Below are 26057 nucleotides of genomic sequence, written 5' to 3' on the forward strand. Positions count from 1 at the left end.
CTCCTTTGTTTTGAGAAAATGTAGGTAGCAAACGTAAAAGGCCCCGATTTCGGACATACGCATAGCGCAATAACTGCGGCTGTGCGGATGTGAAGTCGAGGCCTCCGGTTTACCGGTCGGCGCGATGGCACGATCCATTTGAATAATCCCATCATATTCCACACTATTCCCAGTTGTCAACTATGAATTAATCGTTGACAACAAGTTTGTTCTGTTGCTACAATCGCTTCAATAAATCCAATTATTTCTATTGGAATTAATATTTTTTTGAAAAGGGGTACCTCCATGCACACGCGCAAAAGCATGAGCACACGCGCTATTCTTATCGGTTTAATCGCGCTTACGACTTTAACGATTTCCGCCTGCTCGGGAAACGGCAACAAGGAACAGGCAGCCGCTGAAGAGACTCCGAAATCCGACTATACGAAAGCCGTGTCCTTGATCAACGCGGTTTCGAAGGGTACGGCCGAATTGTACGCGGAGATCGATAACGCTTTTATCCACAGCTGGAAAGAACGTACCGGACAAACCGTAACGATCGAACAATCCGCGGGAAGCTCGAACGTTCAGAAGGATGCCATTATCGGCGGGCAAGTAAAGGCGGACGTGACTACGCTCGGCGTAGGCATCGACATCGATGCCATTCAGGCTAAAGGTCTCGTGGGGGAAGGGTGGCAACAGCGTTACGATTATAATAGTTCTCCGTTTACGACGGCCGTCGCTTTCGTCGTCCGATCGGGCAATCCGAAAGGAATCGCGGAATGGGAAGATGTCCTTAAAGCCGAAGTTCAGATCGTAACGACCGATCCGACTACGGATTCAGACGCGCGTTGGTATTATGCGGCTCCCTGGGCTTATTCGTTGGATAAGCAGGCCGATGATACCGAAGCAGCCAAAGCTTTCGTCACCGATTATCATCAGCATGTGAGCGTGCTTGCTAAAGACGATACGGAGGCGGAGAGCATATTCGTCGGCAAGAGCCAGGGCGATGTATGGATAACGACGGAAAGCAATGCCCTTCGGATCGCCAACTCGACCGGTAAAGGCAAAATCGAGGTCATCGTGCCCTCCGTTACGTTAACCGTAGAACCGATCGTGTCGGCTATCGATAGCAACGCCGACGCGAATGGCGTCCGCGAGGTCGCGAATGCTTACGCAGACTACCTCTTCACGGAAGAAGCGCAGACGATCGCCGCCAAGCATTATTTCAGACCGCGATTCGCTTCCATCACGGAGCAATACGTCGGCGTGTTCGCGAATGTCTCTCTTCTCACGGTAGACGATAACTTAAGCGGCTGGGAAGACCTGCAGCAAGCGCTCTTCTCCGAAGGCGGCTTGTTCGGTCAATTGCCAGCCAAATCATGAACCGCACTATTAACAAAAAGACGAAGGGGATATCCCGTTAACGGGATTGCCCTTCGTCTTTTTCGCTATCGGCTTGCTTTTCCAGCTTCACGTTTGCATATCTGCCGTCTACTTCCGAAGCCATGGCCCGATATGCTTTCGTCTCTTCGACGACCGGATCGAACTTAGCCTGCACCCGTATTTCCCATCGCGGCGGAAGCTGCTTTGTCGCTTCGGATTGAACTTCCTCTCCCGACGGCTCTGCCGTTTCCTCGGTTAATGCTCGGGCGAGCAACTCCTCGGCATCTTTATGCTCCACGATCCTTCGCCCCCTTCTCCTTAGAATGGTCGAAAGCCGCTAATCTCATGTATGCGATGCGGCTTGAAGCTCCTCGATCAATTCCTGCTGAATAAGTCCATTGGTTGCGGTTACGTTGCGTACGGCGAGGTGATAAGGCTCTCCGGATAAGTCCGACATTCGTCCGCCCGCTTCCTCGACTAACAACGAGCCGGCCGCGATATCCCACGCGCTCAAGTTGTATTCCCAGAAGCCGCTCAGACGGCCTGACGCCACGTAAGCAAGATGCAACGCCGCCGATCCAGAGACCCTAATATTGCGGACCTTGGGAGCCAGCGCTTGAATGCCCTTCAGGTTTGCAGGTAAAGCCACATGCTGATCCGCGGGGAATCCGGTTGCCAACAAACTTAAGCTTAACTTATTCTCCGGGGACACTTGCATTTTACGTCCGTGCACGTATGCGCCCTTCCCTCTTTCGGCCACGAACAGCTCGTCTCTCGAAGGGTCGTACACGACGCCGACGATCACTTGTCCGCGATGCGCCAATGCGATGGATACCGAATAGAACGGAAATCCATGCACGTAATTGGTCGTACCGTCCACGGGATCGACGATCCATAGATACTCGGCGTCGCTGACATCCTGCAACGCTTTCGCGGATGCTTCCGACCCCGGCTCTACTCCCTCTTCTCCCAAGAAGGAATGGGTAGGAAAATGTGTCGCGATCAGATTGCGGATCATCCGCTCCGCGCCCTTGTCTACTTCGGTCACGAGATCGTGCATCGAGTATTTCGTATCCAACTGGGTAATGCTTCCCATTTTGCTTTTAATCCATTCTCCGGCTTTGGCAGCGCAGTTGACGGCTACCGCCGTAAAGCTCTTGCCGCCGATAATGCTCTCAGGCTGGTTAGCGTCCATTATCCATCCCTCTAATCATTGGTATCGTTACGTTCGGACAAGGTTGTCCTTTTTCTATCATATACGAAAATGCGGTAAAGCGGTTGCGCTAGTGGTGGGGATTGACAAAAAAACCGATGCGATTGATCCCATAGAATCAGTTCGCATCGGGCATTGCATTGCTAAAGTGAATTATCCTACAATATTATACCCGTTGTCGACATGCAGAACTTCGCCCGTAATGCCGCGAGCCCAAGGGCTCATCAAGAATAGAGCGGTATCGCCTACGTCGGATGCTTCCGTGTTGCGACGAAGAGGAGCTTTCTCCTCTACTTGCTTCAAGATCGTATTAAATCCGGCAATGCCTTTAGCTGCCAGCGTGCGAATCGGACCTGCGGAAATCGCGTTGACGCGAATGTCTTGCGGGCCCAAGTCGCTTGCGAGATAACGAACGGATGCTTCAAGCGCGGCTTTGGCAACTCCCATAACGTTGTAATTGCGAAGCGTACGCTCTGCACCAAGATAAGTCAGCGTGACGATGCTGCCGCCTTCCGTCATTAACGGGTGAAGTCTTTGCGCTACGGCCGTTAGGGAATATACGCTCACATCGTGAGCTAATGCAAAACCCGGACGCGACGTATCCACGTACAAGCCGTCCAGCTCTTCCGCTTTCGCGAAGGCGATGCAATGCGCAAGTCCGTGCAGCACGCCAACCTCTTCCTTCAAGCGGGCAGCGAGTGCTTCTATGTCTTCATCGGAGGAAACGTTGCATTGTAACGTCAGCGAGCCCTCGATCGTATCCGCTAGCTTTTTAACGCGTTCTTCCACTCGCTCGTTCTCGTATGTAAAAACCAATCGCGCTCCTTGAGATGCAAGCGATTGGGCAATGGCCCAGGCGATGCTGCGCTCGTTGGCAACGCCCATGACCACGATGTTCTTTCCAGTAAGCAATCCGTTCATTTCGTGGATTTCCCCCTCGTCACAATTAAAGATGCTCTCGCTCTCCAAAAGCTGACACAGCACCCTTCATTGTCCAACGTAACGCATTTCCACGGGGATTGCAACAGTCAATGTCGCGGTTATCGACTAGAGATGTAGGCGTTTACATGCGGGCATAAACCGAATTTCGCCATCCTCTAGGAATGGCGGGGAGTCTGGCGGGGAAACGTTGATGGCGTAGACGATTGGGAAAAATACAACGGGTGAGATACTCTCTTATTCTTGGAGAAACTCCAAGCTTCCACCGTCGATAACCCGAACCGGTTCGCCGCTCGCCTCTAACGCTCGAAACTCATCCATGAGTTTCAACAAAGCCTCGTCTTTCCGCTTGGCTTCTATCATAATATCGATGGCCGGGGTAAGATGTGCGATTTCCCGCAAGAACGTCAACAACGGCATGATCTCGATATGATCGGCGTGCCCTCTCGGGTCGGATAAACTCTTAGGACTTGAAACATGAAGCTTAGGAGGAAGCTTTAATCGAGCCTCGGACTGACGGACGTTCCAAGCGAAATGATCCCAAGTACGCTGGATTCTTGGCCATAGATCCGCCATTCTTTCTTCGCCGGGATTTACCGCATGATGATGAATGTCCAACACCATAGGAACTCCCACTTCTTCAGCGATTCGGAGCGTTTCCGCGGCAGTGAACGTTTTGTCGTCGTTCTCCAACGTGATCCTCTCCGTAATTCTCCGCTCTATGGTCCGAAACTGTTCGATAAACCTTAACGCCGAAGCTTTCTTGTCGCCGTAACTGCCCCCGACATGGATATTATTGGTCGCGCGTTCGTCCAAGCCCATCGCTTCCAGCATCCGCACATGATGGTTAAGATCATTAACCGAATTGCTAAACACTTCCGGACGCGGCGTACTTAATACCGTGAAATGGTCGGGATGAAAAGAAACCCGCATATCGTGTTCGCGAATAAAAGCCCCAACCTCGGCAAAAGAATTCGCCAAAGCGGGGTAAGGATCCCAATCGGCTAGCTCCTGATGAGTCGCGAGAGGAATCAACTTAGAAGTCATGCGGTAAACGTGCACGCCCAAGTAACGGTTATGCTTCAATAACCTTAGCGTATTGCGCAGATTTTCTTCCGCGATACGTTCAAGACGGTGGATCCCCGCCTCTCGGTCCGCCAGCTTGGAGAAGCTGGCCATCGTCATCGTCTTCGACGGGGAAGCATTCTCCAGTTCGACAGACATCGCGACGTATCCGAAACGTACGATCATAATCAATAAACCTCCCGAACAATAGCTCTAAGGTAACTAGGATTGCTCTCCGAAGAACATTTCATGTGCGAGGGAAGTTTGTACCCGCGCTTCCTCATCCGTCAGCCTGCGCACGAGCTCCATTTCCACCTGAGTAACTTCTTCTCCTTGAAAATTGATTTCCGCAATGGAAGCTACGATTCGAACGATGGCTACCGCTTGATTATCAGGCGTATACGCGATCACTTTCTGACCCGTCGGGAAAACGCGAAAATGTTTTTTGACCATTTTGCCGCGACCGTATTCAAGAAGCTCGTATAACTCTTGCTCGGATTTGAATTTACATACGGAATTGAACTCCGTTTGAAAGCCCATTGAACATCCCTCCAAACTCTGATCGACAATGTATTTTCTGGGCAACGCCGCGACGTCGTAATTCCATAACTCCTGGCCCAACGCGAACCGCGCGAAAATCCATTGTGATATTGGCATTTATTATACCCTTTTGAAGCCGCTAAGGAAAAGGTGATCTTATTCGGGGATCTTAAACCGGTCTCTTTCGAGGTTCAGTTTTCCACAGATGGCGTTTTTTGTTCGAAAGTTACTCTCCACTCGTGAATAAGTTATCCCAATACCTGCATGAATTGTGGATTCCCATTGAGTTACTAACCGGTTTATGCACATTTTGAGTTTTTAAGCGACTTTTGGATTGAAATACGGAGTTTTCCACATGTGGATATCATTAAACGAAACTTACTCCTTGTTGATTACTTAATTCATAGGATAAAGTTTGCTTGCGTACTAGTGACATAAAAGTAGGGCATGAGGTTGACAGCCATCACTTGCCGTCACACCCCCCGCGCGAAGTCGCCGCGAGGTGCCAAAAAGGGAATGAAGTTTCAGCAAGCTAGCAACTGAGTTGTCGCATAGAATGACATTTGGGCAAGCAAGTAACTAAGCTAGTAACTGAGTAGTGACATCGGACTCGCATTGGGTTATTATCGTACTAACGCGAGTGAAGCACACCGCCTTTGATTCCATTTTTGGAATCGGGGGCGGTTATTTTTTTGTCCAAAGAGAGGGAGAGAATTCATGAACAATTTCGAAACGGAATATCGCAACTGGTTAAACAAACACATCGCTCAAAGCAGCGGGGAAAGGCTTCGCAGATTGAAGGAGCGTCACGGTTTTGGCGAGAAGTTTCTGTTGGTTCAAGCTTTGTACCCCGTGATTCGGAGCCTGGACGATCTGTACCCGGAATATGAATTCATCGATTCTGACGGTAATTATTACTACATGGATTATGCATATCTTCGCAAGCCGAAACCCACTAGCATAGAATCCGATAGCTTCGGCTCGCATGCGCGAGATGCGGACCGGTGGTCATTTTCTCGAGGTTTGGACCGTCAGAACGAGATCGTTTTAGCCGAATGGAACATTTTACGCTTTTCAATCGACAAATTAAAGGAAAATCCCCTCGCATGCCAAAAACACATCCGAAAGATGCTGGAGGTTTGGTATGGCGAAGACAGCTCGGAAATGATGGATTTGTCTCTCTATCAGCGGGAAATCGTGCGTTTAGCTACCCGTTCTGCGACCCCGATTACTGTTGCGATGGTGAGTAGTTGCTTAGGTAGGAATGAGAAACTTGCCAGAGAACAGCTACATCTTTTGGTCGAAAAGGGAATACTAGTTGCGGCTTCCGGTGAAAAAAGGATTCAAAGTTACAAACTCAGAAAATAGCGCGTAATAGCGGTGCTCAGCACCGTTGTTCCGGTGAAATCCCAGTTGCAACGCGTAATAGCGGTGATCAGCACCGTTGTTCCGGTGAAAACTCCTCTATGGCGCGTAATAGCGGTGATCAGCACCGTTGTTCCGGTGAAAACTCCGCTATGGCGCGTAATAGCGGTGCTCAGCACCGTTGTTCCGGTGAAAACTCCGCTATAGCGCGAAATAGCGGTGTTCAGCACCGTTGTTCCGGAGAAATCCCAGTTGCAACGCGTAATAGCGGTGCTCAGCACCGTTGTTCCGGTGAAAACTCCGCTATAGCGCGTAATAGCGGTGCTCAGCACCGTTGTTCCGGCGAAATCTCCGCTATGGTGCAAAATAGCGGTGCTCAGCACCGTTGTTCCGGTGAAAACTCCGCTATAGCGCGTAATAGCGGTGCTCAGCACCGTTGTTCCGGTGAAAACTCCGCTATAGCGCGTAATAGCGGTGCTCAGCACCGTTGTTCCGGCGAAATCTCCGCTATGGCGCGTAATAGCGGTGCTCAGCACCGTTGTTCCGGCGAAATCTCCGCTATGGTGCGAAATAGCGGTGCTCAGCACCACCGTTGTTCCGGCAGAAGGAAAACCCGGCAGTAAGCACTCGTTAAACGGTGCTCACAACCGGGTTCCAAGGCGTCTGGGTTACTCCCCGCCGCCGTAATCGATCGACTGGCGTTCTTCGTGGCGCTCGATGGCGAGCTGGATCAACGTATCCAGCAACTCGCGGTAGGAGACGCCCGATTCCTTCCACATCAGCGGGTACATGCTGTAAGGCGTAAATCCGGGCAGCGTGTTCACCTCGTTAATGAACAGCGCGCCGTCGCTTCTGCGGAGGAAGAAATCCGCGCGGCACAATCCCGATCCGTCGATCGAGCGGAACGCTTTAACGGCCATGGCGCGCACCGACTCGGCAATCTCGGGCGACACTTCCGCCGGGATGACCATAACCGACTTGCCGTCGATATATTTCGCTTTATAATCGTAGAATTCGTTCGAGCTGCAGATTTCGCCGGGAACCGATGCCCGAGGATCGTCGTTGCCGAGCACGCTGACTTCGATTTCCCGCGCGTCCACGAATTCCTCGACGATAACTTTGCGGTCGTAACGCAGCGCTTCTTCGATCGCCGCTACCAATTCCTCGCGGTTGCGCGCTTTGGATACGCCGACGCTGGAACCCAGGTTAGCCGGCTTCACGAAGCACGGATAACCCAGCTCTTCCACGTTCGCCAATACGGACTCCCGATCCTTGTTCCACTGAAAACGAATGAAGTGGCGATAACCGACTTGCGGCAATCCGGCCTGCGCGAACATCGTTTTCATCGCGACCTTGTCCATTCCGACGGAAGAAGCCAGCACTCCTGCGCCCACGTACGGCAGCCCGGCCATCTCGAACAACCCTTGAATCGTGCCGTCTTCGCCGAATGTCCCATGCAGAAGAGGCAGCATCACATCGATGGATTTGCCATCGGTTGCAGCCGATCCTTCCTGCAGCACTTTTTCCGACATTCCCTGTAATACCGGAAGCAACGCATTCCCGGAAACCGCTCCGGCACTCTCGGACGTGGTCTCCGTGACAGCTAATTCCGAGAATTGAAGCTCAGCTACGGCCGCCGGCGGAGCGCTCAACAACGCACCCGATCTCCATTGACCCTTAGGCGTAATATAAAAAGGAATAAGTTCATATCGATCGTAATCAAACGCCTTCAACACGGCCAACGCCGTCTGCAGCGATACTTGATGCTCGCCTGAACGTCCGCCGTACACGAGCCCGACGCGTATTTTATTTCCCATATCGTAATTTACCTCCGGCTTAGTCGACATTACCGCTCACGGAATCCATTCGGAATGACCGTAACGCCTTATCGTAATCTCGCGTTTCATTCAAAATTCATCGGCGACACGGTAAAAATGGTACCGGGTTTTCTCCGTCCACGCATACGAATCCCTGTAATCCCAATACCGATGGCGGCTGCTTACCGTGTTCGCGTTAACGAGCGGCATGCCGTCCGGCGTAAATGCGGTTACGATCGTATTATGACCGACGCGGCCATTGCCTTCCCAATCATAGCAGATGACATCTCCAAGCCTAAGCGATTCCGGTCTGGAAACGGCTTCTGCCCGCAGCCCAAATGCGCGCGGATTTCCTAAATAATGCTGTAAGCTATTGGCTACCGCCCAACTGTAGCTCCACATTTCATCCTGGTTCGAGTATCCCTTATACCACCAGCCCGATGGCCTTCTCCCAGTATAATTCATAGGCGCTCCGCCTGCAAAGAGACACTGCGACACGTAATTCGTGCAATTCACCTCGAATTTCTCGTAAGCGGGATTCGACTCGTTCCACCACCTTTCGGCGTAAGCAACCGTCTCTTCCCTTAAGTGAGGTATTCCTCTGCCGATCATTCCGCTCCCGTAGCCATACTCATTATCCGGCGAGGAACCAGCGTAAACTCTGGACTTGAAGCCATACAAAGCTTGAGGGTTCATATATGGAGCCGAAGGCGTCGCCAATGTTTTGCGTTCCCCGTCCCAAGGATCGTGCACGGCATCTTCCTCCGTGACGAAAACCTCCGCGGCCCGTTCCGTTGCCAATGGCTTAATGGAGATCGCTCGCCAATTTTTACCCGAGCGGGCGAATCGGATCCGCTCCCTTTCCACCCTTTCCTCCATCCATATCTGACTCCGTTGCTCCATCGAACGTACGACGTGAATCGCGATATCAACGACAATCTCTCCTCGAATCGTCTGATGACGTTCGATTCTTGCTCGCATTTCGCTTCGGATAGGCTTAATGGTCCAATCCGAATCCTTGCGCGCGGACAAGAGAAGCCGCCGGGTCAGCCGCTCACGATGTTCCCTGTCGGGTATGTCGTTCAGCTTACGCGCATCCGAATGCAGAGCAGCCTCGTTAATCGTGCTCACGTAAGCGAACAACGCTTGTTTCCATTCCGTATTTTCTCCGGCCATCGAGTATCCCCTCCCCCAACGACTTCACGACCAGTCGACACCGGATTGCGCCCCTTCATCCTATGTTCGAAACTCGCGTTCCATTCCAACCGTCGAACCTCCTTCGACTCCCGGATGAAAACCAAGGGTAATGCGGCATTCTAATGGAACGTAGTTTTGCGAAAATCGCCATGAACCGAACCCAAATTGATCCTAAATTGGACTTAAAACAGCCCCCGAACTCCCTCAAAACGCTTTACGGAGAAGCAACAACCGAGTATACTTAGCATATAGAGTATTTTGAAATCGTGTTTCATACAGTGAAACTGAGTGAGCATAGCGACTTACACTTACACTTCTGCACTCGGCAATCTTCATGAAGCGCGATTCAGGGAAAGACCAATGAGAATAAGGATACGAATCAAGGAGGCCACACCATTGTCCAAATTACCTTATCAAGTGCAAGAACAGTTGCAGTCATCAGGTCAATCGTACCGCTACTACCGCTTGTCCGCTCTTGAAGAGCAAGGCTTAGGCCCTGTTTCCAAGCTTCCGTTCTCCATTAAAGTATTGCTCGAAGCTGCCATCCGCCAATTCGACGGACGCGGCATCACGGAAGAGCATGTTAAACAATTGGCCACTTGGACTCAAGGCCGCGAAGACAAAGAAATTCCGTTCATTCCCGCTCGTATCGTTCTGCAAGATTTCACGGGCGTTCCGGTCGTTGTCGACTTGGCTGCCATGCGCGAAACGGTTAAACAAGCAGGCGGCGATCCGAAGCAAATCAACCCTCTCGTTCCCGTCGATCTCGTTATCGACCACTCCGTTATGGTTGACGCATTTGGTACCGCCGACGCTCTGCAATATAATATGGACGTTGAATTCGAGCGTAACGAAGAGCGCTATCGCTTCCTGCGTTGGGCGCAAACGGCATTCAACAACTTCCGTGCCGTTCCTCCGGCTACGGGTATCGTTCACCAAGTTAACTTGGAGTATTTGGCTTCCGTTGCCGCAACGAAATCCAAAGACGGCGTAATCGAAGTTTATCCGGATTCCCTCGTCGGCACGGATTCCCACACGACGATGATCAACGGACTTGGCGTTGTCGGATGGGGCGTAGGCGGTATCGAAGCCGAAGCCGGCATGCTCGGACAACCGCTCTACTTCGTAATGCCTGAAGTCGTTGGCTTCAAATTAACCGGCAAACTCGCTGAAGGTGCTACGGCGACGGATCTTGCGTTGACGGTTACACAAATCCTTCGGAAAAAAGGCGTTGTCGGCAAATTCGTGGAATTTTTCGGCTCCGGCTTGTCCAACATCAGCTTAGCCGACCGCGCAACGGTTGCGAACATGGCTCCTGAATACGGCGCAACGATCGGCTTCTTCCCGGTCGATAGCGAAACGTTGAACTACATGAGACTGACTGGCCGCGAAGAAAGCCAGATCGAGCTCGTTGAAGCCTACTACAAAGCGCAAGATATGTTCCGCACGGACGCGACTCCGGATCCAATCTTCACGGAAGTGATGGAACTGGATTTGTCCACGATCGTTCCTAGCTTGGCAGGCCCTAAGCGTCCTCAAGACCGCGTAGAGCTGACCGCTATGAAACAATCGTTTAACGAAAGCATTCGCACGCCGATCGAAAAAGGCGGTTTCGGTTTGACCGACGCCCAAATCGAGCAATCGGTTGACGTTAAACATCCGAACGGAGCTCAAACCAAGCTCGGTACCGGAGCAGTCGTCATAGCTGCGATTACGAGCTGTACGAACACTTCCAACCCAAGCGTTATGATCGGCGCAGGCCTCGTCGCCAAGAAAGCCGTTGAGCGCGGATTAACAAAACCGGCATACGTGAAGAGCTCGCTGACACCGGGATCCCTCGTCGTAACCGACTATCTGACGAACGCAGGCCTCCTGCCATACCTTGAGAAGCTTGGCTTCTACGTGGCGGGTTACGGCTGCGCGACTTGTATCGGCAACTCCGGTCCGTTGCCGGACGAAGTTAGCGCCGCTATCGCGGATAACGATCTGGCTGTTGCGGCGGTACTATCCGGTAACCGTAACTTCGAAGGCCGCGTGCACGCGCAGGTTAAAGCGAACTACCTGGCATCTCCGCCGCTTGTCGTCGCATACGCGCTAGCCGGAACGGTTAACATCGACCTGACGAACGATCCGATCGGATACGATGCCGACAACCAACCGGTATACCTGAAAGACATCTGGCCGACCAACGAAGAGATTCAACAAGCGGTTTCCGCCTCTCTTACGCCGGCTATGTTCCGCGCGAAGTACGAGAACGTATTTACGCAGAACGAGCAGTGGAACAAAATCCCTGTACCGGAAGGCGAGCTGTACGAGTGGGACGACAAGTCCACTTATATCGCGAACCCGCCGTTCTTCAAGGATCTTGCTCCAGAAGCAGGCGACATCAACAACATCAAGAGCGCCCGCGTGCTTGCTCTCATGGGCGATTCCGTTACGACGGACCATATCTCCCCTGCCGGCAACATCAAAGCAGACAGCCCGGCCGGTAAATACCTGCTCGAGCACGGCGTGAAAAAAGAAGACTTCAACTCTTACGGTTCCCGCCGCGGACACCACGAAGTCATGATGAGAGGAACGTTCGCCAATATCCGTATCCGGAACCAAGTGGCTCCAGGCACCGAGGGCGGCGTAACGACTTATCTTCCGACGGACGAAGTGATGTCCATCTACGACGCTTCGATGCAGTATCAGAACAACAACAACACGAATCTGATCGTTATCGCCGGTAAAGAATACGGTACGGGAAGCTCCCGCGACTGGGCGGCAAAAGGTACGTTCCTGTTAGGCGTAAAAGCGGTTATCGCGGAAAGCTTCGAGCGGATTCACCGCTCCAACCTTGTCGGAATGGGCGTTCTTCCATTGCAATTCCCTGCCGGACAAAGCTGGAAGTCGCTCGGAATTACCGGCCGCGAAACTTTCGAGATCAGCGGTCTGTCCAATGACGTGACTCCGGGACAATCGGTTACCGTTTCCGTTAAACGCGAAGACGGTACGTCGTTCGAATTCCAAGCGATCGCTCGTCTGGATTCGATGGTCGACGTCGACTATTACCGCAATAGCGGTATTCTGCAAACCGTGCTTCGTCAGATGATCGCCGCTCAATAAGGTTTAGTTTGTCTGAGCCTAAGCCCTCCATCCTCGGATGGAGGGCTTTTTCATTCCTCTTCGCCTCGTGCTTTGTTTCCATCCGTCTTCATAAGTTATAATAGTCCCACAACTCTTTGCGACGTTAAGCATAATTTGGAGGCGAGCCCGGATGGCTAGAGTGTATAAACAGAGGGTACGCCGCTATTGGCTGCCCGTACTTATCGGGGTTCTTTTCCTGCTATTCGTATTTGCGTACATGAAGCCTTGGCCTTATATGCTGTACGGTGCCGGATCAGCCGAGCCCGTACATCCCAGAGTGGAAACCGGCCACAAGCTTGAGGAAAAGGGTGCGCTATTGTTCACGACCGTATCCACCTACTCGAACCCGAATATTTTCTCGATTATTTATGCCCGCATCAATCCTCGCATGGAGGTTAAATCTCAGGAAGCAGCTACGGGCGGGGCGACGAATTTGAAAGCCTATCGCAACCTGCTTGCTTGGATGAGAGACAGCTCCGAAGCCAATGCGCTGCTTGCCGCATACGCGGCCATGAAGAAACCCATCGACGTGAAGGAGCAAGGCGTAATCGTCTACGCGTTGCTGCCGGACTCTAAAGCTCGGGAGAACGGATTGCAAGAAGGGGACATCATTACTAAAGCGGACGACAAGACCATTACAACCGCTAAGGTGCTCTCCGAATATCTCAGCTCGAAGAAACCCGGAGAAAAGGTAACCGTATCCGGAACGAGAGGCGAAGAAAAATTCACCGCGACCGTCCCGTTGATCGCCATGGCCCCGAGCAACCGCACCGGGATCGGGTTCCAGAACGAAACGGTGTTGAAGGTCACCCCTCCAGACCCGGTTAAATTCGATTTTGCCGATACCGGAGGTCCCTCTGCGGGATTGATGATGACGCTCGAGATCGTCGCCCAACTGACCGGAGAGGATCTCACAAGGGGCTATAGAGTCGCAGGCACCGGAACCATTGACGCCAGCGGCACCGTCGGACAAATCGGCGGCATTAATTATAAGCTCATGGCCGCGGATAGAGAGAAGGCCGACTACTTCCTCGTTCCGTACGACAAGAAAAATCCGAGCAACTGGAACCAAGCCGAAACAACGGTCAAAGACCTGAAATTGAAGCCGAAGCTCGTCAAAGTGTCTACGCTGCAAGAAGCGGTCGATTTCCTTAAGAAGCTCGAGCCTAAAGCATAAGCATAAGAGCCTCACGAAAACATAAAACGGCTACCGCCGTCCTTAGGGATGGCGGTAGCCGTTTATCTATCGACGGAAAGAAATGATCCTACCCGTCGGCATTCTTTATGAGCTCGGACGTCGTACTGCCGATCCCTTCCGATGGTTATGGCACGAAACGGAATTTACCCCAAAATGGTGCCCATGCGATGAGCCGACTCTATGATAGCCGGAGCAAATTCATGCATCCGGTCCGGCGTTAACCGGTTGGAAGGCCCCGATACGGACAATGCCGCGACTAGCTTGCCGGACCGATTAAAGATGGGCGCCGATACCGCGGCGGCTCCCGGCTCGCGCTCCTCGTAGCTCGTGGCGTATCCGGCTGCCACAATCTCATCGAGTTGCTTGCCGAACGCGCTCCTGTCCAGTTGAACCGGCCATGACGGATCGGCCATGACGATTCCGCGGATGCCAGGCTCGGCGAAAGCTAGCAGTACCTTGCTCGAGGCGCCTACGGACAGAGGCAATCTCGCCCCTACCGTCGCGACCCTGCGGATCGCTTGCATGCTTTGCACCGCTTGAATTCTTACCCGTTCCGCTCGGTCCCTCACGTATAGACTGACCGTCTCGCTTAATTGATCCCTGAGCTGTTCCATCTCGGGCAGCAATACGACGGACGGATCATCCGAACGCGACAGGTTGGCCGACAATTCCAGCACGCTCAAGCCTAGACGATATTTGTCCGTAGCAACGTCCCTCGTTAAGAATCCTTTATCTTCCAGAGTCGCTAGCAATCGGTGTACCGTACTCTTGTGCAGTCCGACGCGACCCGCGATTTCCGTTAAGCCCCACTCATGCCCCGACGCGAAACATAAGAGAACATCCAATGCTCTTTCTACCGCTCGAACCGTTCGTTTTTCGTCTTCCATGGTTGTTTCCCTCCGCTATTACCAGTTTCACCCTATGAAACCCTGTTACACACAGTATAACTCACAAAGCATAGATACGTAAATGTTGGAAGCGCTTTATTACAATTTGATTACGTAACTTTACAAGTCTCCCCAGCTCATTGACGCTATAGTTCCTGCGTTCTACGATAATATAACTAGAGTCCCAGAGTGACTACGCAAAGCGAGGCGATCCCCTATGACAACGATGTCGACGCCCCTCCCCCTTCTCGGTCCGGGAACCGCGCTCCCGCCTCCCGTCCTAGCCTCCGAACGCAGCACGATGCGGAAATTGGGACGGTTCTCGCTCAACCTGTTTATTGTCGTATTTTGTCTAATCGTCATCTTATTTGCCTCCTTTCATGCCTATCTAGCTTGGATTCTCTCTCATCCGCCCGTCGCTACCCTCGGATTAAATCCGATGATAGCCAAAAACTTGGCCTATTCGGAGGTTAGCTTCGCAAGCGCCGACGAACGAACGCTTGTCGACGGTTGGTGGATTCCCGCCGACGAGAGCCGGAGAACGGTCGTATTGAGCCATGGGTATGGCGCTAATCGCGAGGAATCCTGGGTCCCTATGTACGATCTTGCCGACTTGTTGCACGGTTTGAAATATAACGTCCTTATGTTTGATTACGGATTTGCTAGCAAGACGCACGCCACCCCTGCAACCGGAGGCAAAATCGAATCGCAGCAATTGCTGGGAGCGCTCCAATTCGCACGCACGCAAGGCAGCGATGAACTGATCGTCTGGGGATTCTCCATGGGCGCGGGTACGGCACTGCAAGCCGCTCTGCAATCGGCGGACGTCGACGGCATGATCCTGGACAGCACGTTCCTTCCCGACGAAAACACTTTGTATCACAACATTCGTAATATCGTCGACGTCCCTAGATACCCGACAATTTCGCTTATCCGGCAGTTTTTTCCGCTTATGAGCGGTACGAGGTTGGAAGAAATTCCATCCGCCGAAGTCCAATCAACGGCATACGATTTCCCGATATTGCTGATCCATGGCACCGCGGACGACAAATCCCCGATCTATCTTTCGGAAAATGTCGCCAAATCGCAGACGAACGCACTCTCTCAATTGTGGATCGTTCCGGATGCCATTCACGAAATGATCTACCGTACCCATACCGAAGAATACATTAGGCGCGCGACTTCTTTTCTGGATAACGTTCACTCCGGGGTATTAGCCAAACTTCAGCCGACGGAGCCAACCGAACCTACGCAAGCTTAAGCAATAGGCATTAAACAAGCCTCCTTCTGCATACGCTGGGTACGAAGTTTACTTCGTATGAATGCGATCATGGGGAGGTTCTTTATGTCCATTGCTCACGGTAATATTATGCCCCTCAGACTATTAGAAGAAATCGTCCACTGGAAAACGCAAGAGCAAGAACATACATCCGTCCTGCGCTCCCTCGTCCCCGAACTCGAACCCCCGTACGCGCAGTGGCTGACGGAATGGGATAACTTGTTCGCCAACACCCGGGAGCTTGCGCAGCGGAACAAAGAAAGGCTCGAAGCAAATCCGTCTATCGCCGCTTCGCAGGAATGGGCTACCCTTGTACCGCGGTTATTGGAGGATTCGTTGAATCAATCGCGGGAGTTCAGCCGGCAATTGCAATTGCTTCCGCAGCATAGCAATGCCTTGGCACGAACCCAGAATCCCGAGTTTTCGCTTGCGTACATCCGCCGACAATGGGAATACTCCGAAGGAATTATGGGACAGCTGCAACGATCCGGCGCGATCAGCGTGGGGCAATCGCAAGGCAATGAGGACACTCCGGAAGGTTACGGCGGTCCGGAGCCTGCGGATTTAGCGGTAAGTAAAGTACCCCCATCCGATTCCCAAGCCGAAGAGAATCAACGGCCAGGTTGGTCTGATCCTACGGGAGCGATGGGGCAAACGCAGCCGTCTACGGGAAGTCCCGTCCCCATCGGAGGGCATAAGCTTCCCCCGCTCCCTTACTCCTACAAAGCGCTTGAACCCTACATCGACGAGAAGACGATGCGAATTCATCATGACAAACACCATAAGAGCTACGTAGACGGATTGAACGCTGCCGAGAAGAAACTGGAGGAAGCGAGACGTACGGGCGATTTCGACCTTGTGAAGCATTGGGAAAGGGAGCTTGCCTTTAACGGCGCGGGGCACTATTTGCACACCCTGTTCTGGGACGTCATGTCGCCGCGGGGTGGCGGCAAGCCTACGGGACCGTTGCTCGACGAAATCAACCGCAGCTTCGGCAACTTCGACGCGTTCAAGAAACAATTTACGGAGGCGGCGAACAAGGTGGAGGGCGGCGGTTGGGCCATTCTCGTATGGAGTCCCCGAAGCCACCGGCTGGAAATCCTGACCGCGGAGAAACACCAGAACCTATCGCAATGGGACGTAATCCCGCTGCTCCCGCTCGACGTCTGGGAGCACGCTTATTACCTTAAGCATCAGAACGACCGCGCCGCTTATACCAAGGACTGGTGGAACGTGGTGAACTGGCCTTACGTAGCGGAAAGATACGCCAAGGCGAAGACGATTCAGTGGGTACCTTTTTAAGAAACGTACGAAAGCAGTCCCGGCTGCGTTAGCGGGGACTGCTTTCGGTGTTTAAGCGTAAATCTGCCGGTAAAATCGATTAAGTTTAATCTCCTATCGCTTGATAAATCGAGGTCCAGAAATCTTGGAAAATAGGCGGAGGCTCCGGAGTATCCATTATCCGTTGCGTCAACAGGATGCCTATCAATTCGTTAGCGGGATCCGTATACGCGGTCGTCCCCGTACCGCCGTCCCAGCCAAAGCTCCCGGGGACGAACCAGCTTTCGCGGCGTATCGTCACGCCGATACCGAATCCCCAACTGTTTCCTTCCCCGAAGAAAAGGCGATTTTCCGTTCTCTGTAACGGACTAAGTTATTAACGGTGTTTACAGACTCCAATCGAGCTTCACTTCGCCGCCCTTGCGGGAGGATTCGTAGATCGCGTCGATGATCAGGTTGCTGCGGAGTCCGGTTTCCGCGGAAGTCCACGGCTCTTTGCCCGTGCGGACGCAATCCAGGAAATGACGGCTCAAGCGAACGCGCGCGCCTTCATCCTCCTCGGGAGCGACTAACGGCACGTCCACCGTCTGATCGAAGCGCTCGGTCAGGAACTTGCCTTGGTTGCCGCGTAACACGGCACCGCCGTCGGAACCCATCAAGTGCAGGAAAGGAGAGCTATCGGTATCCATATGCACCGCCCAGCTGACTTCTAACGTCAGAGAAGTCCCATCCTCCATCTTAATGATCGCCGTCGCCAAATCCTCGACGTCGTAAATCCCGTTCCAATCCGGCTTGCCCCAGCTTCCGATCCCTTTTTTCCGAGGACCGAATTCGGCGTAAGTGGAACCGTATACCGCTACCGGCTTAGGCTCGCCCATCAGGAAGAACGCGAGATCAAGCATGTGAACGCCGATATCGATTAACGGCCCCCGCCGGACTGCGCGTGTTGGGTGAACCATGTTCCCCATCCCGGAATCCCTTTCCGACGGTACCAGCCGGTCTTCGCCGTATAAATCCGGCCCAGCTCTCCGCGGTCGATCTGCTCTTTCACTTTAAGGGACAGCGGCTCCCAACGCATCTGGTGGGCGACCATGACCGTTTTCCCGGTTCGCCTCTGAGCTCTTACGATCTCCTTGGCTGCCTCGGAATCAAGACCCATCGGCTTCTCGACCAGAACGTGCTTGCCGTGCTCCAGAGCAAGAATCGTCAACGGCGCGTGCGCCTGGTTCGGTACCGCTACGATAACCGCATCGACGTCTTCGCGGCGGATCAACTCTTCCGGAGTCGCGGATACGACGGGAATGCCGTATTGTAGCGCTCTTTGCTCCGCTAGAGGAAGGTAGGCGTCCGTGATCGCCACGAATTCGCATTCTTCTTTAAGCTTGCCGAATTCCTGTAAATGTACGTTTCCGATATTCCCTGCACCGATCAACCCGATGCGAATCTTGGACGGACTGGACATGATCTTAGATTCCTCCAATGATAGTGCGCTGTATTATGAGCTTACCAACATCATAATCCAGAAACCGTTCCAACATAGATGACCGATTTAGCTTACTTCTTATGTTCATTTGGTTGGAACGCTTAACGATGATCGCCGATTCTGAAGATCGATACCGCCTGCTGGAGATCCTCAGCCATAATAGCCAGAGACTGTGCCGTCGTCGCGGTCTCCTCGCTGGCGGCGGCCGCCTCCTCCGTAGCGGCGGAGATGTTCTCTACCGCTTCTTGCACGGTAGATGCTTGAGCAGCCTGCTCTTCGCTCGCCGCCGCGATTTCCGTCACCTTGTTCCCCGCATCGTTAACCATCGAAGCGATATGCTTAAACGCTTCTCCCGTTTTCTGCGAGAACGAGGCGCTCTCTTGTACCGCGGCTACGCTTAACTTGGTATTCTCCTGCATGCCTTTAATAATACCGGTAATCTGCTTGGTCGCTTCGCTGCTGCGTTCCGCCAGCTTGCGAACCTCGTCCGCGACGACCGCAAACCCGCGTCCCTGCTCTCCCGCCCTTGCGGCTTCAATCGCGGCGTTAAGCGCCAACAGGTTCGTCTGATCCGCGATATCTTCGATAACTTCAATGATATCTCCGATCTTCTGGGAATCGTTCTCCAGCCTCGACATTTTTCCGCTAACCTCGTTCATGCTTTCCATTGAGGATCGGATGACTTCTCCTCCATCCTTGGCTACCCCGATGGCAGTATCGGATAGCTCCGACGCAAGCTCGGTGTTCTGGGCAACGGAATGAATCGCGCTGGACAGTTCCTTGAAGAGCTCGCTGATCGTTTGGGCGGCGTCCGCTTGGTTCGCGTTGCTGCTCGCGATCTCCTCGCTGCTCGCCGATATTTGCTGCGAAGCCGCCGCAAGGCTCTGGGAGCTAGACAGAATGTTGCCGACGATACGACGCAAATTGCTCACCATCGTGTCGATGGCTTTACCTAGCGCTCCGATCTCGTCTTTGGTCTGAATATTTACCGTATCTCTTAGATCCCCGTCCGCAACCTTGCTGACAAGAGCGACGACCCTGCTAAGAGGCTTCGCGATGATCTGGGAGATAAAGTAGCCGAAAGCGATACTTAAAATAACGGCCGCAATAAGAACAACGATTGTTATATTACGAGATGTGTCATAGAGCTGGGCTCCATCGTCCCGGGATTGACTGGCTTCGACCAGATTGATTTCGATGAGCTTATTAAGAATATCCTTGACCTTATTGGTGATCGTCTGATATTCGTTGTCGATTGTTTTTTCCATCTCATCCAGATTTTTTGAATCTTTAAGACTTACCGTCGATTCATAAACATCCAGATATTCGTTCCAACTTTGATCATAGGGCAGAAGCGCTTGTCGGGAATTATCCGACAGTCTCGTATTCTTGAACTTATTCATTGCTTCTTCGATCAATGTAATTTGCGACTTATAAGTGGATTTGGTCGTTGCGATAACCTGCAGATCGTCCACCATGTACAGCTTGCGAAGATTTACTCTCATTTCATTAAAACCAACCTGGGCTTGCTGAAGGGAATTAATCGCTACTAATTGATTGTCATACATATCGTCCAAGCTGCTATTAAGCTTTCCAAGATTGTTCAAACCAAAGATGCCGACGAAAGCCATAATAACCGCGATAATCAAGAAGGAGGAAATCAGTTTAACGCCTGTTTTCAAATCATAGAACCATTTCATCATCTTCACCTCTTCATGTTGTTTGGTTCAAGCTCTGCTCATCATTCGGATAAGGCCGCCAATTTCAAGAATTAACGCTACCTTCCCATTGCCTAGTATCGTTGCTCCGGCAATGCCTTCGATCTGTCCGACAAAATCGCCAAGCGACTTAATAACGATTTCCTGGTTGCCTAGCAACTCGTCCACGGCCAAGGCGTACCTTTTCTCCGCCCGGCCGATAATAACTACCGGGATACGCATTCCTTGCCGAATACGCTTCGGATATCCCAAGCAATCATGCAGCCATACGATCGGAATGACTTGATCCCTGATCGTGACCATCGGCACGCTTCGGATATTTTGTATTTCTTCGAGGGACAACCGGACGATCTCCGCCACGTTGCTCATTGGAATGATATAAGTACTCTCGTTGACGGTTACCAGTAACCCTGTAATTATAGCTAGCGTAAGCGGAAGCCTGATTTTGAACTCCGTGCCTTGTCCTTTAACCGTCTCGATATCCAATCGACCGTTGATTTTCTCGATACCGGCCCGAACGATATCCATTCCCACTCCCCTTCCGGATATGTCGCTCACTTGCGAAGCCGTTGAGAGGCCTGGATGGAAGATCAAATCGATAGCCTCTTTATCCGAAAATTGTTCCGCTTCAGCAGCGGTTATCAAGTTCGTGCTTATCGCTTTCTGCAGCAGCTTCCCGGAATCGATGCCTCCGCCATCGTCCTTCACGACGATCAGAACCTGGTTATCCTCGTGCGAGGCGCGAAGCAATATCCGGCCTTTGGCGGGCTTGCCCCGTTCTCTTCGAATTGCCGAGGCTTCAATACCGTGATCGACGGAATTGCGCAAAATATGGATAAGCGGATCCCCGATCTCCTCGATGAGCGTGCGGTCCAATTCCGTTTCTTTACCTTCCAGAATCAACTCGATCTCTTTGCCGAGCGATTGCGATAAATCGCGAATCAACCTAGGAAATCGATTAAATAGCTGCTCGATCGGGAGCATCCTTACTTTCATGACGCTTTCCTGCAGTTCGCCTATGATTCGGGAAAAATGATCCGACATTTGGCCCAAATCCTGTACCAATTCATCCTTGCCGAATTTCGTGTCCATCGACTTCTCGATCTGCTTGATACGAGTTTGATCGATGACCAATTCCCCGACCAGATTCATTAATTGCTCCAGCCGATCAACGTTAACCCTTATGGATTGAACTCGAGTCCTTTCCGGGTTAACCATCACCGAAGTCATGCCCAGTTGGTCTTTCTTAGTCTCCGATAGATCGGAGACCGATGTGACCGTTAAAGCTTCCAGCTCGGCGACGTTCACCTGTTTCATTTGAACCTGTTCCACGTCGACCCACGCCAGAATGCTGGCTTCCAGCATGTCTTGCGGTTCCCTAGATACGATCAGCCACCTTAAGGATGATTGATCCGAATCCTTGCCGGCTTCGGATAAGGACGCCGCTTCGGACCAAAGGACGACCGATGTTTCGGAAATCAGCGTCTGAAGAACATGAAATCTAGCCGCCCTCATCTCGCAGTGATCGGTCAACTGAATCCGAACCCAGAAGGCGTATTGCCCGCTCTCGAGCAAACGGATCGATGCCAGGCCAATCTCCTCCGATAATTGAATATCCGCAGAAATCTTCGTATTCAATATCGCAGCGTCAAGAGCCGAATGAATGACATTAACTTTCTTAAGATCCTCCACCAAATCCTCGATATCCGAAACTTCCGTATGACCTGAAGCGATTTCCGATCTCAATTGCTTCATCCTGTCCAAGCAGCATAAAAATAACGTCGCCATATCCGGCGTAACCGTACACTCGCGGTTTCTTACTTTCTCCAAAATATGTTCCATGTTGTGCGTCAAACGTTTCATTCGCTCGTAGCCCATCGCAGCAGAGGATCCTTTTAACGTATGAGCAGCCCGAAATAGACGCTGGATCCCCTCCATGGTTTCCCCGTCTTGCTCGAAGCGTAAAACTTCCTCTTCCATCAGTTGAAGCTGTTCATCTAATTCTTCCATATAGAGAGTTTGATATTCCGTCATATCCAGCATTGTCTGTCCCCCTATATTCCCACAGCACTGAGTCAAGCTTTAGTATTCCGACGAGTTCATCTTGAATGATGCCGATTCCTATGAAGTAAGATCCATTCACCCCTCCGATCCTATCCGGCGGAGACTGAATATCCGTGAACGTGGTCACTTTGTTCACTCTGTCCACGATAATGCCGACGGACTCCTCTTGATGGTTAACGACGACGATACGAGTGGATTTCGACAACTCATTCCCTTCCATGCCGAAGAGGTTTCTTATGCTGATAACCGGCACGATTTTCCCGCGTAAATTAATTACGCCTTGCAAATAGGAAGGACTGTTCGGTATTACGGTAATGTCCAACATTCTAATGATTTCATGAATTTCGGAGATCAGAATGGCGTAGTTTTCATCGCCTACGCTAAATTCAACATACTGATCGTGACTCGCGCGCTCCACGTTCCATTCCCCCTGCATGGTAAGCAGTCGTTTTTGCAAAGCCGTCATGTTTGTAGATCGGAAAGATAGATTCTGCCCAATTCTTTCGCAAGCGGAATAAACCGTTCGACGATATGAGGATCGAATTGCGTTCCGGCATTCCTCACCAGTTCCGCCATTCCCTCTTCTATCGTTTTTCTCCGCCGGTACGGTCTGGGAGACAGCATGCTATCGAACGCGTCGACGACGGAACAAATCCTCGCCAGAAAAGGAATCTTCTCGCCCCGAAGTCGATGCGGATAACCAGTGCCGTCCCATCTCTCATGGTGATGCAGGACAAGTTGAATGATTTCAGGACAAATCTCGGACTTGTCCCTTAACATCTCCGAACCGAGCTCCGGATGTTGCTTGATCAAATCCCATTGCTCGTTCGTCAATGGCCGATCGTTATCCAGAACTTCGTTCGGAATCATTAGCTTGCCTAGGTCATGAATGAAGCAGCCTCTTACCAACTTCGAAACGCTTGCCGAATCCATTCGCATGGCCTCGGCTAATTTCTCGCTCAGCCAGGCCACGCGAACGCAATGTCGGTAAGTGTCCACATGCTTCCTTTGCATAAGCCCCATTCTCAGTGAAATATCGGAATGGTGTTCGAAATTAAGGGGTAAATGACCGGTTGCTTGCAAAGCTCCTATCACGTTTAGCACCTGCTTCCCGAATTAACATGCATCCATTTCATTCATTGAATCCCATAGCCAGCCGATATCATGTGTTGTCGGACAATTACTGTTATACGACATCATAGAGGAGGAACAGATAATGAACACTAGAATGTTGGAATCGCATCTCTTAACCCCGCTTGGTGATGAAATTTCCATCTCTGAGGGGAACGGGTACAGTGATGATCAGATCGTCGATATGTTCCTCACCGTAGTCGTACATTCTGAACATACTCTCCGGAATTATCAACGAGCGATTAAATTATTCAGATCGTTTGTCCCCCATCTTTCCTTAAGGGAAGTAACGTGGAGGGAAGTCGAAGCTTATAAAATCGGTTTAATCAAAGGGGTAGCGGGCTTTTCCGGTAAACCTCTTGCTCCTGCTAGCGTAGCCGCGCTTATTGCTCCGTTGAAATCGTTCTATAAATGGGGGAGCGACGCCAATATCGGATTTTTCGAGAGGAATCCGATGAGTTCCATCCGCTTGCCTCAGGTTATGATTACCAGCCGTAAGCATTATTTAACTAAAAAAGAAGTGGGTTGCTTGCTGAACCAGCTTAAACGGAAAAACCTCCGTAATTATTTGATCGGTTTGGCGTTAGTTACGCTCGGTCTTCGGGTTTCGGAATTGGCTAACATCATGTGGGAGGATTTCCATACGGACCCGATCGGAAGCTCCATGTGGTTGACGATATCTCGGGGAAAAGGAGGAAAGAGCCGGGAAGTGAAAATTCCCAAAAGCTTGTGGGAAGTATTTCAAGACTATAGAGCGCAGTCGGAGGCCAAAGCTCCTAAAGTTCCCGTTCCGTCATCGCTAGTATTTTCAATATCCACCAGGCAGATTGAACGCATTATTCTAGATGCCGGCAGGAACGGCATTATGACCAAACTTCCGACGCCGCACTGGCTTCGTCATACCAACGCAACGTTGGCGTTGCTTAAGGGAGCTTCGCTTCAGCAAGTTCAAGAGACGCTTGGACATACGCATATTAATACGACGCAGCGATATTTACATACCGTCGATCAGATCGGGAAGGCTGCTCCCGACTTCGTAGAAGAGTCTTTAATGGATTTTATGGTGCGATAATAATCGTCATCGGGGCAGCTTTGGGATAGAAATAATAGTTGTATATTCAGGCTATTTAGCCTAATATTTTAAGAGTAAATGACAAATTAAGACACAGCCAGCGCTTCAAACATAGGACAAATGTCGTACAACAGTAATTGTCCGACATCGCATTCAGCATACAATCGTGTCCAATGGAGCTCAAATGTTTATTTTCCATTTACTCTAATGATTAACAGATAAGCGTATAAATTAAACAGCCATTCTTGAACAAACCCAAGGTTTGTCCGAGAATGGCCTTTTTTTATTGTAAGAATATCAATAAACGCAAAAAAAACGCCTGCGAATACTCGCAGACGTTACTACTCTGTCGACGGCAACTCCCGCTATCTCTTGAGCAGCTCCAGAAACTCCGAACGGAGCGCGGAGCTTTGACGGAATTGTCCTCTGACGGCGGAAGTTACGGTTTTGCTTCCCGGTTTCTTCACGCCGCGGGCGCACATGCATAGATGCTCCCCTTCGACGACGACCATAACCCCGTGGGGCTTCAGTACTTCTTCCAGAATGTCCGCGATCTGCGAAGTAATCCGCTCCTGCACCTGCAGACGACGGGATACCGCGTCTACAAGACGGGCGAGCTTGCTTAAGCCGGCAATCTTGCCGCTCGGAATATATCCAATATGAGCCACCCCGAAGAAAGGCGCCATATGATGCTCGCATTGGCTATAATAGACGATATCTTTTACGATCACGAGCTCCTCATGCTGTTCGTCGAACGTAACGCCTAGAACATCCCTCGGATCGACCGCATAACCGGAGAAAATTTCTTCATACATCCGCGTAACGCGAGCAGGCGTGTCAAGCAAGCCTTCCCGTTCGACGTTCTCGCCGATGAGCTTAAGAATTTCCCGGACATGGTGCTCTACTTGTTCGCGATTGTCGCTTACTTGCTTATTGGAGTAATCTTTGGCTCCAGCCACGACCATTCCCCCTACTATCTCTGTTTGAACTCGTACTATCTGCGAAACTTAGGATTGTTTCTGTTGTTTTGGCTCGGACCCGGGTTCGGATTTCCGCCGCCGTTTTGATTTTTCATCATCTGTTGAGCTTTCGCCAACTGCTGGCTATTCATGTTATAACCCATTTGCTTAGCCATCTTCTGAAGCATTTCCGGATTGCTCTGCATCTTCGTCATTTGGTTGCGCAAATAAAATACCCCAACGATAAATCCAAGGATCAATCCGACGATCAGCGTCAGAATCGGAATAATATAGGACCACATAATCGAGCGCCTCCACAATTTCATAATAAAACCCCGCGTACGCCGCAATGCGT

General features: G+C 51.5%; 25 protein-coding genes. 7 read left to right on the top strand and 18 right to left on the bottom strand.

The genetic code is table 11. The annotated features are described in order from the left end of the window. The first annotated feature begins 285 nt into the window (after positions 1–285). Positions 286–1365 carry a sulfate ABC transporter substrate-binding protein gene (locus HH215_RS17405; protein WP_169281069.1) on the top strand — a complete coding sequence of 360 codons (1080 nt, stop codon included), beginning with the start codon at positions 286–288 and terminating at the stop codon, positions 1363–1365. Positions 1366–1402: 37 nt separating this feature from the next. Here HH215_RS17405 and HH215_RS17410 read toward each other — a convergent pair whose 3' ends face one another. From HH215_RS17410 to HH215_RS17430, 5 genes are all read right to left on the bottom strand, one after another. Continuing rightward, positions 1403–1663, bottom strand: coding sequence for a hypothetical protein (locus tag HH215_RS17410; protein WP_169281070.1), 261 nt, complete (start codon positions 1661–1663; stop codon positions 1403–1405). Between the two features lie 45 nt (positions 1664–1708). After that, positions 1709–2560, bottom strand: coding sequence for an inositol monophosphatase family protein (locus tag HH215_RS17415; protein ID WP_169281071.1), 852 nt, complete (start codon positions 2558–2560; stop codon positions 1709–1711). Between the two features lie 171 nt (positions 2561–2731). Then, a complete protein-coding gene (gene fabI / locus HH215_RS17420) occupies positions 2732–3499 on the bottom strand; it encodes an enoyl-ACP reductase FabI (RefSeq protein ID WP_169281072.1) in 768 nt (255 codons plus the stop codon). A gap of 255 nt (positions 3500–3754) precedes the next feature. Next, entirely contained in the window at positions 3755–4768 is a 1014-nt protein-coding gene (uvsE, locus tag HH215_RS17425; protein WP_169281073.1) for a UV DNA damage repair endonuclease UvsE, read from the bottom strand. 36 nt (positions 4769–4804) lie between these two features. After that, entirely contained in the window at positions 4805–5122 is a 318-nt protein-coding gene (locus tag HH215_RS17430; protein ID WP_169284440.1) for a hypothetical protein, read from the bottom strand. A gap of 717 nt (positions 5123–5839) precedes the next feature. Between HH215_RS17430 and HH215_RS17435 the strand changes: the two genes are divergently transcribed. Continuing rightward, complete coding sequence (locus tag HH215_RS17435) at positions 5840–6490, top strand: DNA-binding response regulator (RefSeq protein WP_169281074.1); 651 nt, start codon at positions 5840–5842, stop codon at positions 6488–6490. On the opposite strand, the gene HH215_RS17440 is transcribed toward HH215_RS17435, so the two are convergent. The 3 genes from HH215_RS17440 to HH215_RS17450 all read right to left on the bottom strand — a co-directional run bounded on the left by HH215_RS17440 (position 6472) and on the right by HH215_RS17450 (position 9480). Beyond that, the gene (locus tag HH215_RS17440; RefSeq protein WP_169281075.1) at positions 6472–7074 is read right to left on the bottom strand and encodes a hypothetical protein; all 603 of its coding nucleotides are present in this window, start codon (positions 7072–7074) and stop codon (positions 6472–6474) included. The genes HH215_RS17435 and HH215_RS17440 overlap by 19 nt on opposite strands. Positions 7075–7155: 81 nt before the next feature. After that, on the bottom strand, positions 7156–8304 hold the full coding sequence (locus HH215_RS17445; protein WP_169281076.1) for a D-alanine--D-alanine ligase: 1149 nt from the start codon (positions 8302–8304) through the stop codon (positions 7156–7158). Between the two features lie 90 nt (positions 8305–8394). After that, positions 8395–9480 (bottom strand): amidase domain-containing protein, encoded by a 1086-nt coding sequence (locus HH215_RS17450; protein WP_169281077.1) that lies wholly within the window; start codon positions 9478–9480, stop codon positions 8395–8397. A gap of 381 nt (positions 9481–9861) precedes the next feature. Here HH215_RS17450 and acnA point away from each other — a divergent pair, with 381 nt between their 5' ends. Beyond that, positions 9862–12609, top strand: coding sequence for an aconitate hydratase AcnA (gene acnA / locus HH215_RS17455; RefSeq protein WP_169281078.1), 2748 nt, complete (start codon positions 9862–9864; stop codon positions 12607–12609). A 151-nt stretch (positions 12610–12760) separates the two neighbouring features. Continuing rightward, on the top strand, positions 12761–13807 hold the full coding sequence (locus tag HH215_RS17460; RefSeq protein WP_169281079.1) for a YlbL family protein: 1047 nt from the start codon (positions 12761–12763) through the stop codon (positions 13805–13807). 164 nt (positions 13808–13971) lie between these two features. Here HH215_RS17460 and HH215_RS17465 read toward each other — a convergent pair whose 3' ends face one another. Then, a complete protein-coding gene (locus HH215_RS17465) occupies positions 13972–14715 on the bottom strand; it encodes an IclR family transcriptional regulator (RefSeq protein WP_169281080.1) in 744 nt (247 codons plus the stop codon). 226 nt (positions 14716–14941) lie between these two features. Here HH215_RS17465 and HH215_RS17470 point away from each other — a divergent pair, with 226 nt between their 5' ends. Together HH215_RS17470 and HH215_RS17475 are read left to right on the top strand one after the other, a co-directional pair. Further along, entirely contained in the window at positions 14942–15976 is a 1035-nt protein-coding gene (locus HH215_RS17470) for an alpha/beta hydrolase (RefSeq protein WP_375140527.1), read from the top strand. Between the two features lie 84 nt (positions 15977–16060). Continuing rightward, positions 16061–17296 (top strand): Fe-Mn family superoxide dismutase, encoded by a 1236-nt coding sequence (locus HH215_RS17475; RefSeq protein ID WP_169281082.1) that lies wholly within the window; start codon positions 16061–16063, stop codon positions 17294–17296. Between the two features lie 85 nt (positions 17297–17381). On the opposite strand, the gene HH215_RS17480 is transcribed toward HH215_RS17475, so the two are convergent. From HH215_RS17480 to HH215_RS17505, 7 genes are all read right to left on the bottom strand, one after another. Beyond that, positions 17382–17576: a beta-lactamase family protein gene (locus HH215_RS17480; RefSeq protein ID WP_254450517.1), complete on the bottom strand. Its 195-nt coding sequence runs from the start codon at positions 17574–17576 to the stop codon at positions 17382–17384. Positions 17577–17661: 85 nt separating this feature from the next. Then, the gene (locus HH215_RS36880) at positions 17662–18234 is read right to left on the bottom strand and encodes a Gfo/Idh/MocA family protein (RefSeq protein WP_310735605.1); all 573 of its coding nucleotides are present in this window, start codon (positions 18232–18234) and stop codon (positions 17662–17664) included. Then, entirely contained in the window at positions 18195–18737 is a 543-nt protein-coding gene (locus tag HH215_RS36885; RefSeq protein ID WP_310735606.1) for a Gfo/Idh/MocA family protein, read from the bottom strand. The genes HH215_RS36880 and HH215_RS36885 overlap by 40 nt, the downstream gene beginning before the upstream one ends. Before the next feature lie 122 nt (positions 18738–18859). Next, positions 18860–20461, bottom strand: a complete 1602-nt coding sequence (locus tag HH215_RS17490) for a methyl-accepting chemotaxis protein (protein WP_310735607.1) — start codon at positions 20459–20461, stop codon at positions 18860–18862. A 24-nt stretch (positions 20462–20485) separates the two neighbouring features. After that, the gene (locus HH215_RS17495) at positions 20486–22519 is read right to left on the bottom strand and encodes a chemotaxis protein CheA (RefSeq protein ID WP_169281083.1); all 2034 of its coding nucleotides are present in this window, start codon (positions 22517–22519) and stop codon (positions 20486–20488) included. Then, positions 22470–22958 (bottom strand): chemotaxis protein CheW, encoded by a 489-nt coding sequence (locus HH215_RS17500; RefSeq protein WP_254450518.1) that lies wholly within the window; start codon positions 22956–22958, stop codon positions 22470–22472. The genes HH215_RS17495 and HH215_RS17500 overlap by 50 nt, the downstream gene beginning before the upstream one ends. Positions 22959–23002: 44 nt before the next feature. Then, a complete protein-coding gene (locus HH215_RS17505; RefSeq protein WP_254450519.1) occupies positions 23003–23635 on the bottom strand; it encodes an HD-GYP domain-containing protein in 633 nt (210 codons plus the stop codon). A gap of 121 nt (positions 23636–23756) precedes the next feature. Here HH215_RS17505 and HH215_RS17510 point away from each other — a divergent pair, with 121 nt between their 5' ends. Continuing rightward, the gene (locus HH215_RS17510; RefSeq protein WP_169281084.1) at positions 23757–24743 is read left to right on the top strand and encodes a tyrosine-type recombinase/integrase; all 987 of its coding nucleotides are present in this window, start codon (positions 23757–23759) and stop codon (positions 24741–24743) included. A gap of 365 nt (positions 24744–25108) precedes the next feature. Here HH215_RS17510 and folE read toward each other — a convergent pair whose 3' ends face one another. Beyond that, entirely contained in the window at positions 25109–25702 is a 594-nt protein-coding gene (folE, locus tag HH215_RS17515; RefSeq protein ID WP_169281085.1) for a GTP cyclohydrolase I FolE, read from the bottom strand. Between the two features lie 35 nt (positions 25703–25737). Continuing rightward, entirely contained in the window at positions 25738–26004 is a 267-nt protein-coding gene (locus HH215_RS17520; RefSeq protein WP_169281086.1) for a YneF family protein, read from the bottom strand. Positions 26005–26057: the final 53 nt, after the last annotated feature.

It is taken from the genome of Cohnella herbarum (assembly GCF_012849095.1).
GTDB lineage: Bacteria > Bacillota > Bacilli > Paenibacillales > Paenibacillaceae > Cohnella > Cohnella herbarum.

What these genes read in the sequence shown, in the direction of transcription:
- HH215_RS17495 (WP_169281083.1), bottom strand. Translation starts at nt 22,519, where the DNA reads ATGCTGGATATGACGGAATATCAAACTCTCTATATGGAAGAATTAGAT.
- HH215_RS17430 (WP_169284440.1), bottom strand. Translation starts at nt 5,122, where the DNA reads ATGGGCTTTCAAACGGAGTTCAATTCCGTATGTAAATTCAAATCCGAG.
- HH215_RS17470 (WP_375140527.1), top strand. Translation starts at nt 14,942, where the DNA reads ATGTCGACGCCCCTCCCCCTTCTCGGTCCGGGAACCGCGCTCCCGCCT.
- HH215_RS17445 (WP_169281076.1), bottom strand. Translation starts at nt 8,304, where the DNA reads ATGGGAAATAAAATACGCGTCGGGCTCGTGTACGGCGGACGTTCAGGC.
- uvsE (WP_169281073.1), bottom strand. Translation starts at nt 4,768, where the DNA reads ATGATCGTACGTTTCGGATACGTCGCGATGTCTGTCGAACTGGAGAAT.
- HH215_RS17435 (WP_169281074.1), top strand. Translation starts at nt 5,840, where the DNA reads ATGAACAATTTCGAAACGGAATATCGCAACTGGTTAAACAAACACATC.
- HH215_RS17465 (WP_169281080.1), bottom strand. Translation starts at nt 14,715, where the DNA reads ATGGAAGACGAAAAACGAACGGTTCGAGCGGTAGAAAGAGCATTGGAT.
- HH215_RS36880 (WP_310735605.1), bottom strand. Translation starts at nt 18,234, where the DNA reads ATGGTTCACCCAACACGCGCAGTCCGGCGGGGGCCGTTAATCGATATC.
- acnA (WP_169281078.1), top strand. Translation starts at nt 9,862, where the DNA reads ATGAGAATAAGGATACGAATCAAGGAGGCCACACCATTGTCCAAATTA.
- HH215_RS17415 (WP_169281071.1), bottom strand. Translation starts at nt 2,560, where the DNA reads ATGGACGCTAACCAGCCTGAGAGCATTATCGGCGGCAAGAGCTTTACG.
- HH215_RS17460 (WP_169281079.1), top strand. Translation starts at nt 12,761, where the DNA reads ATGGCTAGAGTGTATAAACAGAGGGTACGCCGCTATTGGCTGCCCGTA.
- HH215_RS17490 (WP_310735607.1), bottom strand. Translation starts at nt 20,461, where the DNA reads ATGATGAAATGGTTCTATGATTTGAAAACAGGCGTTAAACTGATTTCC.
- HH215_RS17405 (WP_169281069.1), top strand. Translation starts at nt 286, where the DNA reads ATGCACACGCGCAAAAGCATGAGCACACGCGCTATTCTTATCGGTTTA.
- HH215_RS17520 (WP_169281086.1), bottom strand. Translation starts at nt 26,004, where the DNA reads ATGTGGTCCTATATTATTCCGATTCTGACGCTGATCGTCGGATTGATC.
- HH215_RS17450 (WP_169281077.1), bottom strand. Translation starts at nt 9,480, where the DNA reads ATGGCCGGAGAAAATACGGAATGGAAACAAGCGTTGTTCGCTTACGTG.
- HH215_RS36885 (WP_310735606.1), bottom strand. Translation starts at nt 18,737, where the DNA reads ATGTCCAGTCCGTCCAAGATTCGCATCGGGTTGATCGGTGCAGGGAAT.
- HH215_RS17475 (WP_169281082.1), top strand. Translation starts at nt 16,061, where the DNA reads ATGTCCATTGCTCACGGTAATATTATGCCCCTCAGACTATTAGAAGAA.
- HH215_RS17510 (WP_169281084.1), top strand. Translation starts at nt 23,757, where the DNA reads ATGAACACTAGAATGTTGGAATCGCATCTCTTAACCCCGCTTGGTGAT.
- fabI (WP_169281072.1), bottom strand. Translation starts at nt 3,499, where the DNA reads ATGAACGGATTGCTTACTGGAAAGAACATCGTGGTCATGGGCGTTGCC.